Origin of the sequence: Mesorhizobium sp. KACC 23794 (assembly GCF_052180275.1) — a bacterium.
In the GTDB taxonomy this organism is placed as follows: domain Bacteria; phylum Pseudomonadota; class Alphaproteobacteria; order Rhizobiales; family Rhizobiaceae; genus Kumtagia.
Genome location: NZ_CP197465.1, coordinates 4,023,001 through 4,034,881 on the forward strand (window position 1 = coordinate 4,023,001; position 11,881 = coordinate 4,034,881).

The 11,881-nt window shown below is 61.2% G+C and carries 13 protein-coding genes; 6 read left to right on the top strand and 7 right to left on the bottom strand.

Annotation, left to right across the window (positions count from 1 at the left end; translation table 11 throughout):
* The first annotated feature begins 60 nt into the window (after positions 1-60).
* Complete coding sequence (locus tag ACSBOB_RS19730; RefSeq protein WP_442577786.1) at positions 61-291, top strand: hypothetical protein; 231 nt, start codon at positions 61-63, stop codon at positions 289-291.
* A 51-nt stretch (positions 292-342) separates the two neighbouring features.
* Positions 343-1,197: a GGDEF domain-containing protein gene (locus ACSBOB_RS19735; protein WP_442577787.1), complete on the top strand. Its 855-nt coding sequence runs from the start codon at positions 343-345 to the stop codon at positions 1,195-1,197.
* A gap of 259 nt (positions 1,198-1,456) precedes the next feature.
* Here the strand turns inward: ACSBOB_RS19735 and ACSBOB_RS19740 are convergent, their stop codons facing one another.
* The 3 genes from ACSBOB_RS19740 to ACSBOB_RS19750 all read right to left on the bottom strand — a co-directional run bounded on the left by ACSBOB_RS19740 (position 1,457) and on the right by ACSBOB_RS19750 (position 4,454).
* The gene (locus tag ACSBOB_RS19740; protein ID WP_442583775.1) at positions 1,457-1,783 is read right to left on the bottom strand and encodes a response regulator transcription factor; all 327 of its coding nucleotides are present in this window, start codon (positions 1,781-1,783) and stop codon (positions 1,457-1,459) included.
* Positions 1,784-1,893: 110 nt separating this feature from the next.
* On the bottom strand, positions 1,894-2,565 hold the full coding sequence (locus ACSBOB_RS19745; protein WP_442577788.1) for a response regulator transcription factor: 672 nt from the start codon (positions 2,563-2,565) through the stop codon (positions 1,894-1,896).
* A 5-nt stretch (positions 2,566-2,570) separates the two neighbouring features.
* A complete protein-coding gene (locus ACSBOB_RS19750) occupies positions 2,571-4,454 on the bottom strand; it encodes a sensor histidine kinase (protein WP_442577789.1) in 1,884 nt (627 codons plus the stop codon).
* Positions 4,455-4,682: 228 nt separating this feature from the next.
* Here ACSBOB_RS19750 and ACSBOB_RS19755 point away from each other — a divergent pair, with 228 nt between their 5' ends.
* Entirely contained in the window at positions 4,683-6,371 is a 1,689-nt protein-coding gene (locus tag ACSBOB_RS19755) for an arylsulfatase (protein WP_442577790.1), read from the top strand.
* A 51-nt stretch (positions 6,372-6,422) separates the two neighbouring features.
* On the opposite strand, the gene ACSBOB_RS19760 is transcribed toward ACSBOB_RS19755, so the two are convergent.
* Positions 6,423-6,593 (bottom strand): hypothetical protein, encoded by a 171-nt coding sequence (locus ACSBOB_RS19760; RefSeq protein ID WP_442583952.1) that lies wholly within the window; start codon positions 6,591-6,593, stop codon positions 6,423-6,425.
* Between the two features lie 488 nt (positions 6,594-7,081).
* On the opposite strand from ACSBOB_RS19760, the gene ACSBOB_RS19765 reads away from it, so the two are divergent.
* Positions 7,082-8,287: a tyrosine-type recombinase/integrase gene (locus ACSBOB_RS19765; RefSeq protein WP_442577791.1), complete on the top strand. Its 1,206-nt coding sequence runs from the start codon at positions 7,082-7,084 to the stop codon at positions 8,285-8,287.
* Between the two features lie 4 nt (positions 8,288-8,291).
* On the top strand, positions 8,292-9,029 hold the full coding sequence (locus ACSBOB_RS19770; protein ID WP_442577792.1) for a hypothetical protein: 738 nt from the start codon (positions 8,292-8,294) through the stop codon (positions 9,027-9,029).
* A gap of 9 nt (positions 9,030-9,038) precedes the next feature.
* Here ACSBOB_RS19770 and tnpC read toward each other — a convergent pair whose 3' ends face one another.
* The 3 genes from tnpC to tnpA form a co-directional block, all read right to left on the bottom strand.
* Positions 9,039-10,625: an IS66 family transposase gene (tnpC, locus tag ACSBOB_RS19775; RefSeq protein WP_442583776.1), complete on the bottom strand. Its 1,587-nt coding sequence runs from the start codon at positions 10,623-10,625 to the stop codon at positions 9,039-9,041.
* A gap of 92 nt (positions 10,626-10,717) precedes the next feature.
* Complete coding sequence (gene tnpB / locus ACSBOB_RS19780; RefSeq protein ID WP_442577793.1) at positions 10,718-11,065, bottom strand: IS66 family insertion sequence element accessory protein TnpB; 348 nt, start codon at positions 11,063-11,065, stop codon at positions 10,718-10,720.
* A complete protein-coding gene (gene tnpA, locus ACSBOB_RS19785) occupies positions 11,062-11,463 on the bottom strand; it encodes an IS66-like element accessory protein TnpA (protein ID WP_442577794.1) in 402 nt (133 codons plus the stop codon). Before tnpA ends, tnpB begins: the two co-directional genes overlap by 4 nt.
* Positions 11,464-11,671: 208 nt before the next feature.
* On the opposite strand from tnpA, the gene ACSBOB_RS19790 reads away from it, so the two are divergent.
* The gene (locus ACSBOB_RS19790) at positions 11,672-11,857 is read left to right on the top strand and encodes a helix-turn-helix domain-containing protein (protein ID WP_442577795.1); all 186 of its coding nucleotides are present in this window, start codon (positions 11,672-11,674) and stop codon (positions 11,855-11,857) included.
* Positions 11,858-11,881 lie beyond the last annotated feature (24 nt).

The following is an 11,881-nucleotide window of genomic DNA, read 5'->3' on the forward strand; positions in this document are numbered from 1 at the left end:
TTCCCGTAATCTCGAGTCTTGCCAGAGGCGGCTGGAGCAGAGAATCGTGATCGTTCAGGCATGAGCCATGAGCATGTCGTCGGGCTGCTGAATCCTGCAATGTCAGCAATATTTTGCGTGTCCTTGCTCACGCTTTGGTATCATCAACCCCACCTCACCTACATCGCGATCTTCGCTCTCTCATATGCGATCAGAATTGTTTGCTTTGGCATCCTCTACTTTGCCTTTGCTCAGGAAGCTCCCCTGCTGCGGCTGCTGTCCAACGCGTTGATCCTGTTGGCCACGATGTAGTTGTCCATTGCGCTGTCCAGCCGGCTCGGACAGCGGCCCCGGTATGGCCTCTTGTTCGCCATCGGCGCGATTTCGCTGGCAGCTCTCTATTTCTATCAGGTCATGGAACCAAGCCTGCCGGCACGGGCTGCGATCCTCAATCTGGGGCTCGCCGCAGTCTGCCTCCTGATGCTGCTCGACGTTGCAAAGCTTCCTCATCGTACCCCGGTCGAGCAATTGCTTTTCGGGCTTGTCGCCATTGCATGTTCGGGTTTCCTCCTTCGTCTCCTGGTTTTCCAGGTTCCCGGCATCCCGACCGACCAGATCGAAGGAGCCTATTGGCTGATTATCTCGATCTCGGATGCTCTCATCTGCTCGACGCTGGCGGTGGCGATTTTCGCGATCATCTCCGTCGACGTCATGGACGGCATCAAGTCGGAAGCGCAGACCGATGCGTTGTCGGGATTGTTCAATCGCCGCGGTTTTGAAACACGCGCGCTCGATGCGCTGGCGCGGCAAACGGCGGACGCACAGGTCACGATCATCCTGAGCGACCTCGATCACTTCAAGTCGATCAACGATCGCTTCGGGCACAGCAGCGGCGACAGGGTCATCCGAACCTTCTCCGAAATCCTCAAGGACAAAGCTCCTCGCGATGCGATCGTCGCCCGCCTGGGCGGCGAGGAATTTGCGGTACTGCTCCCGCCGGGACAGACCACTGCCGCACATCTTCTGGCCGAGGCCGCCCGGTCCGCATTCAAGGAAATGGCGCCCGGTCTCGTTTCGGACGAATTCAGCCCGACGGCGAGCTTCGGCATCGCAGTCGCCTGCAAGGACGAGAGCCTTCTGGCGTTGATCGATCGGGCCGACCGCGCGCTCTACCAGGCAAAAAGAGAAGGGCGCGATTGCATCCGGCAGGTCGGATGAACTCGGCCATCCGGCCGAGCGTGACCTGCATTTTCAAATGGCGTTCCGCGGAAGCTTCAGTGCGGCATTTGGCGACGATTGCGTATCCGCCCGCCGGCGTCTCTCCCGACGCGCGCATGCCTTGGCCGACTGGCTGGATGTACTGCTGAAGGCGGAATCCAAGCCGGATTCCTGCCGACATTGGCCTTGTGGGAAGGTTGTTGCCTCGTGGGCCGATTATCCCTTGATGTGACGGGAGCGATACACGTTCTTCGATCTCCTATGGCCCCGACATGGCCTGGCCGACAGCGGATAGCAGAAGTTTCGCTGCGAATGGCTTGTGCAAATAGGCGAGGCACCCGGCTTCAAGGGCTTCCGCCTCAACAGCTTCGTCGTCGACCGCGGTGATGAAGATAACCGGCAAGGCTGAACCGGCGCTGGACAATCGCCGCCGCAGCAGGATTCCGGACATGTCGCCCAGATGAATGTCGAGCACCAGGCAGCCGATCTTGCTGGTCACTCCTCCCGCCAGAAAAGTTTCCGCCGATGCGTATCCCTGGGTCTGGTAACCGTGCGCGTTCAGCAACCGCTCTATGCTCCTGCGCATGCTCGGATCATCTTCCACGACAGCCACTGTTCGTGCCGGGCTTTGCAAATTCCGCTCCTCGACGAGCCTGACGACCGTCCGATTTCACAATTTCGGGATTGTGGGTCGCGTCAACGGTGGCGGATATTGGCCTTTGGGGAAGAAGTCGGGTTTGGATCCACGACCGCGCCGGCCGGTTCAAGGCGTTCCAGCCTCTCGGCGATGGACACCATCTCGGCCAGCGAGGTCACGTTCAATTTTTCCATGATGCTGTGCCGGTGCGCCTTGATCGTTCGCTCGGAAGTGTTCAGGTCATACGCAACCTGCTTGTTTCGCTTGCCGCGCACGACAAGATTAAAAACATGGACTTCGCGGGGCGTGAGATTCGACACCTTGGCCCGCAGCCACTGGATCCGTTCGCGCTCGGCCCGCCGCTTCCCGTTCTGGGCGAGCGCGTGGTCGATCGCGTCCCGCAAGGTCTCGGCCGAGACGGGTTTCTCGAGAAAATCATCGGCGCCGGCCTTCATCGCCTGGACACCGGCCGCGATGGTTCCCTGGCCCGTCAGAAAGACGACGGGCAGCAGCGGCGCCGCCTGAACGAGCCTGGCCTGAAGCTCCGTCCCGCTAAGACCGGGCATCCGCAGGTCGAGCAGGATGCAGCCGGCCTCGGATTTGGGCAGGCGTGCAAGGAATTCCTCTCCCGATTCGTAGCAGCTTGCGCGGTAGCCGGACGCTTCAACGATGCGACCGAGCGCCGTTCGAAACGATTTGTCGTCGTCGATGATGTGGATGCACGCTTCCATGGCGCTCAGATTGGCTGGACAAGCGGCAGGACGATACGGAACACGGCGCCTCCGCCAGCTCGATTGTCCGCCCATATCTTTCCGCCATAGGTTTCCACGATCGCGCGGGCGATGGAGAGTCCGAGGCCGGTACCGTTGGGTTTGGTGGTGTAGAACGCGTCAAAAATGTTGTCGAGGCGCTCTTTCGGAATACCACGGCCCGTATCCGAAATCGACATCTCGACCTTCGTATCGCCGTACAACGTGGTATGCAGGATCAACTTCCGGTCGGTGGTGGCGGCGTCGACCATTGCGTCCATCGCGTTGGTTGCGAGGTTCAGCACGACTTGCTGGAGATGAACCATGTCGGCTCGGACCCGCAGCCTGCGCTTCGATTGCTCGGCACTGACCGCCACTCGTTTCTTCGCGGCCTCGGCGTGCAGGATCGTGATGGCGCTGTCGACGACCTCGTTGAGGTCGAATTCCTGCCAATCGATCGCATTCCTTTTCTTGAGCAGGCCGCGAAGGCGGCGGATGATGTCTCCCGCTCGCTGGTCGTCGTCCCTGATGTCGGCCAGAATTTGCTGGATAAGTTTCAGGTCCGGTGCATCTCCTTGAAGTATGGCCTCTGCCGCCTCGGCGTTGCTGAGAATGGCGCCCAGCGGCTGGTTGAGTTCATGAGCGATGGATGCCGAAAGCGCGCCGGCGGTCGCGGACTGGTTGAGATGCACCAGTTCAAGCAGTCGCAACCCGGATTCGCTTTCGGCGGCGCGACGCCGGCGCCGCTCGAAGAGCAGCCCTGCGATGATCATGGCCTGCAGCGCGACGACAACCAAAACGCCGGTAATCAGCGGCCAGTATTCTTGCCATATGCTCGGCTCCTTGAAGCTCAAGGCGGTTCCCGGAGGAAGCGCGCTTTCAGAAAGACCCCAGCGCTTCAACTGCCTCGCGTCCGCAAAGAAAGTGTGCGGCACGTCGACATCGATGATCGGCTTTCCCGCGAGCGCATCCAAGGTCAGCCCGGCAACCGCGCTCCCCATCGACTCGAAGGTAGCTGCGTTCCCGCCGACAACGCCGTGACCGATATAGGTGTCATATGGTCCGTAGACCGGCGCGCTGGCTTTGGCTGCCACAAGTCCGACAGCGTCCTTCGGAAGGAAGTTACGGCCCGTGCTGTCGGCGAAGACGGTCAGGAAAAGGACGATGCTGTCGGCAGGCAAACGGGAGGTGCGCTCCATGAATTCGTCGATCGAGAGACCTTGCAGATAGGTGGTGTCGTAGTCTTTCGCCGCGGCGGCCAGATCGGTTCGGGCACTGGCAAGCCATGAACGGTCGAAATTCGCCGAGCCGCCGATGATGAAAAGATGCGTCGCACGAGGCTGGAGCGCGCGGGCAAGCTCGAGCGTTTTGGATATGTCGAAATCGCTGAATGCCCCGACGACATCGGCCGGCAGGTTGAGTTTCGCAGCACTATCGCGCCCGAAGCCACAGAACACGATCTTTGCATGGGGCGCTATCGCTTCGCGGTGAGCCACCATGAAGCGGGTCGACGGTTCGCCGAGCGCGATCACCACGTCCGGGCGATGATCAGAATATTTCTCGGCCATATACCGAGCCACGCGGTCCGTGTGGACGTCTTCGGGAAACCTCGAGAGGTCCAGGAATTCCGAGAAAAGGTCGATCTTGCCGGAATTCGCCTCCAGCAGCCGGCGCCTGGCAGTCTCTCCGGCGATTGACGTGGCCGGCAGCCGCTCGTCGTAGGGATACAGGATGAGCACCCGGGGGGACCGGCCGGCGGTTTCGGCAGCCGCAAAGCTGCCCTCCAGAAGGATCGCGACGAAAATAGCAATAAGGAACCCGACCGCGTTCTGCACGCGTCGGCGCGACCAGATGTACGGATCGCGCAGCATGGCGGATATCCCTCGCACGCCAAAGCTTTTAGCCGGAAAATAGATCGGGCCGCATCAAGCCCTTCGCGCCTGATCATCTTCCCCAAAGGACAATATCACCAAGACTTGGCCGCGACTACCGTTGCGTCAGCCTGGGCGCGACGACTGGTCGGGGATGCCGCGCAGGCTCGAAAAATCGTTTCAATCATGACGGTTGGGGAGATTTTATCCCAGCAGGAGGAACTGAAGATGAGTTTCAAGATCCTTAGATACGGCCTTGCGACCTTGACTGCCGCGACGGTTCTTTGGGGTCCGCTTGGCCCGGCACGGGCCCAGGATGCGCAAAAGCCCAATATCCTGGTCATCATGGGTGATGATGTTGGCTGGTTCAACATCGGCGCCTATCACCAGGGCATCATGTCCGGTAAGACGCCGAACCTCGATCGGCTTGCCTCGGAAGGCATGAGGTTTACCGACTACTACGCGGAAGCGAGCTGCACCGCCGGTCGGGCGAGTTTCATTACCGGTGAGATACCGCTGCGCACGGGCTTGACGACCGTCGGCCAGGCCGGCGCTGATGTCGGCATGCCGGCTCAGGCCGCAACCATCGCCGCAGCCCTCAAAACCCAGGGTTACGCCACCGGGCAGTTCGGCAAGAACCATCTCGGCGATCTGAACAAGTTTCTGCCAACCCTGCATGGATTCGATGAATTCTTCGGCTACCTGTACCATCTCGACGCGATGTCGGATCCCTACTGGTATTCGTTTCCGAATGACCAGTCGTACCGCGACAAGGTCGGCCCGCGTAACCTCGTTCATTCCTTCGCAACGGACACGGACGACGCGACAGTCCAGCCGCGCTGGGGCAAGATCGGCAAGCAGAGGATCGTGGACGAGGGTCCGCTGGCGCCCTATCCCGACATGTCCAATGTGCCGAACATGCACGACATAACGCCCAAGGCCAAATATGAAATGGGAACGTTCGACGAAGTGCTGGTCAAGGCGTCGTGCGACTTCATGGACAAGGCCAAAACCGACGGAAAGCCTTTCTTCGTCTGGCACAACACGACGCGCATGCACGTCTGGACGTTCCTGTCGCCCAAGTACCAGGCCCTCATGAACAGCGAGACCAACTATGGCCTCGAAGAGGCCGGCATGGCGCAGCTGGACGACAGCGTCGGCGCGATCATGAAATGCGTGGAGGATGCGGGCGAGGCCGACAATACCATCATCATCTTCACCACGGACAATGGCGCTGAGGTCTTTACCTGGCCCGATGGCGGCATGACCCCGTTCAAGGGCACCAAGGGTACGGTGATGGAAGGCGGTTTTCGCGCACCGGCAATCATCCGTTGGCCAGGCAAGGTCAAGCCGGGCACGATCGAGAACGGTATCTTCTCGGCACTGGACTGGTTCCCTACGCTCGTGGCGGCTGCCGGCAATCCCGACGTCACCGACCAGCTTCTGAAGGGCGTGACGCTGGGTGACGCGACCTACAAGAACCACCTCGACGGCTACAACCAGCTGGACTTGCTTGAGGGCAAAGGACCGTCCGCACGCCATGAATTCTTCTATTTCGGCGGCCCTGAGCTGGGGGCCATTCGCATCGACAATTTCAAATACCAGTTCTATCAGCAGCCGCAGGGCTGGCCTGGCGGGAAGGTGACGACCGACATGCCCACCATGGTCAATATCCGTCAGGATCCGTTCGAGCGGACGCCATCCATTGGCGGACAAAGCCTCAACGACCTTGGCGGCGGGTATATGAACGACTTCTATGCTCGTGAATTCTGGCGATTTGTCAGCGTTCAGCAAGAGGTGGCTAAACTGGCCCTCACGGCGATCGACTATCCGCCAATGCAGGATCCGGCATCCTTCAACCTTGAGGCTGTCAAGCGGCAGATCGACAAGGCGATCAAGAACAAGCCAGGCAACTAATCATCCGACGGCAGGCGGGCGCCCCACCCTCGGGGAGTCCGCTTGCTCTTCTCAGTCGCAGGTGTAGGCCCCGAGCACCTCTTGCATCACCGCGGGGATCACTTCGCGCGACCGAAGCGGGTTCGAAAGCAGAATGTCTTTGACGGTAACCTTGGCCGCCTTACCTTCACAGTTTCGGTCATGGCCGGCGTTCCCTCCACGCAAGCAGGTGACGTTGACCATCGCCAGCCCGCGACGGCCGCCCCGCTCTCAGCGAATTTGCAGAACTCTCAGTATGCTACCCACTTTCGAAGGGGAGGTCCGACCGAGCCGTTCCCGATATTCATCAAGGCCTTGAATTCCTTCCACCAGCAACCTGGGTACTAAATTTGCCATGTCCCCAGCTTTGGAGAATCCCCGGCGAGAGTACGAAATTCGCAGTTGGGCGCATGGCGTGGTTCGCAGGTTTGTTGAGAAAAGCCGGAATTCTGCTCCGTCCCGGGTGCGTCGCTCCGAGACGAAGAGTTTTGCCGTTGAGTCGAGTGGCGGAGGGAGTGTCCGACGAACTGGTTGGTATAGATGTCCAGCGACATCCAAGGCTGACGATCGACCACTCCATAATTCAACGAAATAGCGCCCATTTCGTTCTCTCCTGTCTGGCGCTGTCCACCGCAATCCGGCATTGTTGCTGGGGCTAGTGCTGGGGCTAGTGTTCGTCGGAGACTGCGACTTTGGGCAACACCCTTCACAAGCTTTCGGCTCGCAGCGTGGCTACCGAGGCGGCTCCTGGCCGCCATTCCGATGGCGGGGGACTCTATCTGGTTGTGTCGGAAACCGGCTCGCGAAAGTGGCTTTTCATTTTCCGTCGTGAAGGGAAGCAGCGTGAAATGGGGCTCGGTTCAGCCGCCGGCCCCAATGCCGTTTCGCTGGCGGAAGCACGGACGCACGCTGCCGATTGTCGCTCGCAACTCGTGGACGGACTGGATCCGATCGAGGTTCGTCGCGACCGGAAGTCTGGGGCCGCAGAGGAACAAACGATGACGTTTGGCGAATTTGCCTACCGCTACATTGCCGCCCATCGTTCAAGCTGGCGAAATGCCAAACACGCCGACCAATGGACGACGACGATAGCAACCTATGCGAGTTCGCTTCGACAAAAGCCGTTGAATGAAGTTTTGCGGGAGGATGTTCTCGGAGTGCTCAAGCCGATCTGGCTCACCAAGAACGAAACGGCATCCCGAATTCGTGGTCGCATCGAGGTGATCTTGGATGCCGCGAAGGCCGAAGGCCTACGCACCGGCGAGAACCCCGCCGCGTGGAAAGGAAACTTGAAGCACTCACTTCCCAAGCGGCAAAAGCTGCAGCGCGGTCATCACGCCGCCATGCCGTACGCAAGTGTCCCTAAATTTGTCCAGACCCTTCGGACGCGAGAAGCGACTGCAGCACTCGCGCTCGAGTTTCTAATCCTGACGGCCTCGCGGACCGGGGAGGTGCTGGGATGTCGCTGGAATGAGATCGATCGTGCCAAGGAAATCTGGATCGTCCCAGGAACCCGCATGAAAGCCGGCCGCGACCACAGAGTGCCGCTATCATCTCCAGCACTCGCCATTCTCGATACGATGGGACCGCTGCGTGTAGGCGATTCATCGCTCCTTTTCCCCGGCCGCAACAACAAACCGCTGTCGAGTATGGCGATGGAGATGCTTCTCAGGCGGATGAAGGTTCAAGACGTCACCGTTCATGGCTTCCGCTCATCGTTTCGAGATTGGGCAGCGGAAGAGACGCCCTTTCCACGCGAGACAGCTGAAGCAGCACTCGCACATATTGTCGGAGATTCCACCGAGCGCGCTTATCGTCGCGGCGATGCACTGGAACGCCGTCGTGAACTGATGCAGGCTTGGGCAGATTGGTGCGGAATCGATCACCGAGAGGTCTGACGACATGGGCGATCTTGAGAAAGTCGAAGGTGAAGTCGACTGGTACGAGGGTGCTATCGCTGAGGAGGACCTCCTCGACAACGTTTGGCTCGGCGTCGGCGCGGCAGTCGAGTGGATAGCTTTTCGCGGCGACCGGGTGCCTGCGGCCGATCATGACAAACGGATTGAGGAAGCCTCCAAAGCGTTGCTAACTACACTCCAGAAGCGGGCAAACGATGGCGGCCGAGCGGTCGTCTTGGGCAAGAAAGGTGATAGAACTGAGAAGCGACAGCCTATACCCGACTCTGTCTGGTGGGAGGAGATAACCTTAGATATCAGACTCTTCGACGTAGGAGGACGCTACTATCTCTCGCTCGTGGGCGACGATGACGAATGGGGCGCCAGCGTCGAGGGTCGAGATGAGCGTTGGTCGGACCTAGCTATCGACACACAATTTGTATTGGTCCATTGGAAGCCCAAGACACCGGAGTCAGGCCCACCCAGTCAAGGTGGCGATACGGTCGTCCCGCGTCGAAATGAATTCTCGGTACCGAAAGCCGAGCGACTACTTCAGAAAATTCTCGCCGATTGGCCAAGCGACGAACTCCCGCTTAGCAAGGCCGAGTTCGTCGCAATATTCAGGATCGCATATCCCAGTGCGTCCCGAGACCGTGTCAAAGCTCTCCCATTTATAAAAGACCTCCCTTCAAACACAGGGCCGCGCGGACCCCGTGATCCGGACCGCAAAGTAAGCGTCCGGTGAGGGCCGCGGTCAGGCTGCTTTCGCCATGACGGTGGATCGGCACCAGTTCCACGGCAGGAGATCGCTCAGCCGGCCCTGCGGCGTATCGGCGATGCGGGCGAGCACGTCGGCGAGCCAGGCCTGCGGGTCGACGTCATTGAGGCGGGCGGTTACGATCAGCGTGTAGATGACGGCAGCGCGATCGGCGCCGCGCTGGGAGCCGGCGAAGAGCCAGGACTTCCTGCCGAGAGCCAGGCCGCGCAGCGCCCGTTCGGCCGCATTGTTCGTCAGGCAGATATGCCCGTCATTGAGGAAGCGCGTGAAGCCTGCCCAGCGCTTGAGCATGTAGTCGATCGCCTGGGCGGCGGGCGCATGGCGCGAGAGTTTGGCCCGTTCGCCGCGCATCCATTCTTTCAGCTGAGCGACGCGCGGCGCGCTCCGCTCCTGGCGCACGGCAAGGCGTTCGGCTGCGGCAAGACCATTGATGTCGCGCTCGATGTCGAACAGGAGATCGATGCGTTTGACGGCCTCGAAGGCGATCGGCGAGATCGGCGGCGCGGTCTTTCCCCGACGGGTATTGGCGGCGATGTCGGCGAGCACGAAGAACTTGCGCCGCGCATGGCTCCAACAGAGCGCCTCCTTCACCGGACCGGGCTTCCGGTCGGGGAGGTAAAGTCCGTTGTAGCCGGCATAGGCATCGGCCTGCAGAATGCCGGCGAACTGCTTCAGGTGTCGCTCGGGATGCTCGCCGGACCGGTCGCGCGAGGCGTAGAACAGTGCCGCCGACGGCGCGGCGCCGCCGAAGGGGCGATCGTCGCGGACATAGACCCAAGCCCGGCCGGTGTCGGTCTTGCCCTTCGCCAGGATTGGCACCGTGGTGTCGTCGCCGTGAAGCCGCTCTGCCGAGAGCACATGCTCCTCGATTAGCGAATGCAGCGGACGCAGCACCGCCGCGCATGTGCCGACCTGATCGGCCAGCGTCGACAGGCTCAGCTCGACGCCTTCGCGGGCGTAACGTTCGCTCTGCCGGTTGAGAGGCTGGTGTTGGCCGAACTTCTCGAACAGCACCATGGCAAGCAGGTTCGGCCCGGCAAAGCCGCGCGGCGTGACATGGAACGGCGCCGGCGGCTGGCTGATCGCCTCGCACTGCCGGCAGGAGAACTTCTCGCGCACCGTCTGGATGACCTTCCACTGGCGCGGGATCACCTCCAGCGTCTCGGTGAGGTCCTCGCCCAGCTTCGACAGCTTGGTCGAGCCGCAGCAGGGGCAGCTCTCGGGTGCGGCGATAATGACGCGTTCGCGCGGCAGATGCTCCGGGAACGGTTTGCGCGATGGGCGCCGGCGCTCAAACGTACGAACCGTCTGTGACTGGAGGGCTGCCTGCTCCGCCGCCAACTCGTCCTCGGTTGCATCCGCCTCCAGATCCTCGAGCTGCAACTCCATCTGCTCGAGCAGCCTGGCCTTGCGCTCCGAACGGCTGCCATAGAGTTCGCGCCTGAGCTTCTCGATCTCCAGCTTCAGCCACCCAATCAGCGCCTCCGTCCCAGAACTGACCGCTGCCGCGCGGGCGGCAAGCGCTTCGGCCTCGACGCGTGCGGCGCGCTCCGCGAGGATCATCGCGTGGGCGGCGGCGAGGTCGGAAGGGAGCGTTTCAGCAGCGGGCACAGGGCGATGGAATCACATCCACCACCATGTGCAAGGCCAAATCGTCAGCCGGTCGCCGTCGGCCGCCAGGTCCTCTGCGGCATGCGCCAGTCGATGCCTTCGAGCAGATAGCCGAGCTGTGCCGGCGTGATGGTGATCACACCGTCGGCCGGTGACGGCCAGATGAAGCGGCCGCGCTCGAGCTTCTTTGAGAACAGGCAGGCGCCCTGGCCGTCGTGCCACAGAACCTTGATCAGATCGCCGCGGCGGCCGCGGAAGACGAACAGGTGACCGTTGTGCGGATCGCGCTTCAGCGTCTCCTGCACCACCAGGGCCAGGCCCGGAAAGCCCTTCCGCATGTCGGTGTGGCCGGTCGCCAGCCACACCCGCACGCCGTTCGGAACCGGGATCATCGCGACCCGAGCGCGTCCAGCACGCGCCGTAGCGCCTCGACATCCACGTCGCGATCGACGCGGACGCAACGCCCGCCGCCAAGTTCGATCTCGATGATGCCGCTCTTGCGGCGACGTCGGCCGGGAGACGCCGATGGCGCCGGCGCCTCAACGGCTGGCAGCGCAACAGCAGGAGCGATCTCGACCGGGACCAATTGCGATGAACCGGCATCGACCCGATCGCACAGGTCCTTGCGCCATCGAAAGAGCTGGCTGACGTGAATGCCCGCCGATCGTGCAACTTCCGACACCGTCACGTCGGGCTCGAACGACGCCGCGACCAGGCGTTCCTTCTCCTCACGTGACCACCGCCGGCGCCTCTCAACCGACGTGATCACCTCCACCCGCGGCATCGTCATAGGGCTACTCCTAGGATTACCCCTAGGACTTCCGACGTTCGCCCTCAGCCTACAAGGCGGCTCTCACCGCAGGGATACAACGCAAAAAACGCGTGACGAAATTCAGCGAAAAAATGAAACCCGTCGAATTGCCGAATTAGGCCGCCGAATTCCGGGCGGTTAATTCCTTTTGCGTTCGCCCACGTCCGGGTAAACGCAAGGGAAGACGATGGAAGCCAAGGCCGCCTTTAACGTCGATGAAGCCGCACAGCTGATCGGCGTTGGCCGCTCAACGCTCTATCTCGAGATCAAAGCAGAAAGGCTGAAGGTGCGGAAGCTCGGCAGCCGCACGCTCATTTTACGCGAAGACCTCGAGGCATTTCTCGCCAATCTTCCAAGCAGCTCGGACAACTGAGCAATCCAACGGGCGCGCGCCGCC

Bases quoted from the DNA above. Each gene is read 5' to 3' on its own strand.
- ACSBOB_RS19760 (WP_442583952.1), bottom strand. From the start codon at position 6,593: ATGGTCAACGTCACCTGCTTGCGTGGAGGGAACGCCGGCCATGACCGA.
- tnpC (WP_442583776.1), bottom strand. From the start codon at position 10,625: ATGATCCTCGCGGAGCGCGCCGCACGCGTCGAGGCCGAAGCGCTTGCC.
- ACSBOB_RS19770 (WP_442577792.1), top strand. From the start codon at position 8,292: ATGGGCGATCTTGAGAAAGTCGAAGGTGAAGTCGACTGGTACGAGGGT.
- ACSBOB_RS19755 (WP_442577790.1), top strand. From the start codon at position 4,683: ATGAGTTTCAAGATCCTTAGATACGGCCTTGCGACCTTGACTGCCGCG.
- tnpB (WP_442577793.1), bottom strand. From the start codon at position 11,065: ATGATCCCGGTTCCGAACGGCGTGCGGGTGTGGCTGGCGACCGGCCAC.
- ACSBOB_RS19745 (WP_442577788.1), bottom strand. From the start codon at position 2,565: ATGGAAGCGTGCATCCACATCATCGACGACGACAAATCGTTTCGAACG.
- ACSBOB_RS19730 (WP_442577786.1), top strand. From the start codon at position 61: ATGAGCCATGAGCATGTCGTCGGGCTGCTGAATCCTGCAATGTCAGCA.
- ACSBOB_RS19740 (WP_442583775.1), bottom strand. From the start codon at position 1,783: ATGCGCAGGAGCATAGAGCGGTTGCTGAACGCGCACGGTTACCAGACC.
- tnpA (WP_442577794.1), bottom strand. From the start codon at position 11,463: ATGACGATGCCGCGGGTGGAGGTGATCACGTCGGTTGAGAGGCGCCGG.
- ACSBOB_RS19750 (WP_442577789.1), bottom strand. From the start codon at position 4,454: ATGCTGCGCGATCCGTACATCTGGTCGCGCCGACGCGTGCAGAACGCG.
- ACSBOB_RS19790 (WP_442577795.1), top strand. From the start codon at position 11,672: ATGGAAGCCAAGGCCGCCTTTAACGTCGATGAAGCCGCACAGCTGATC.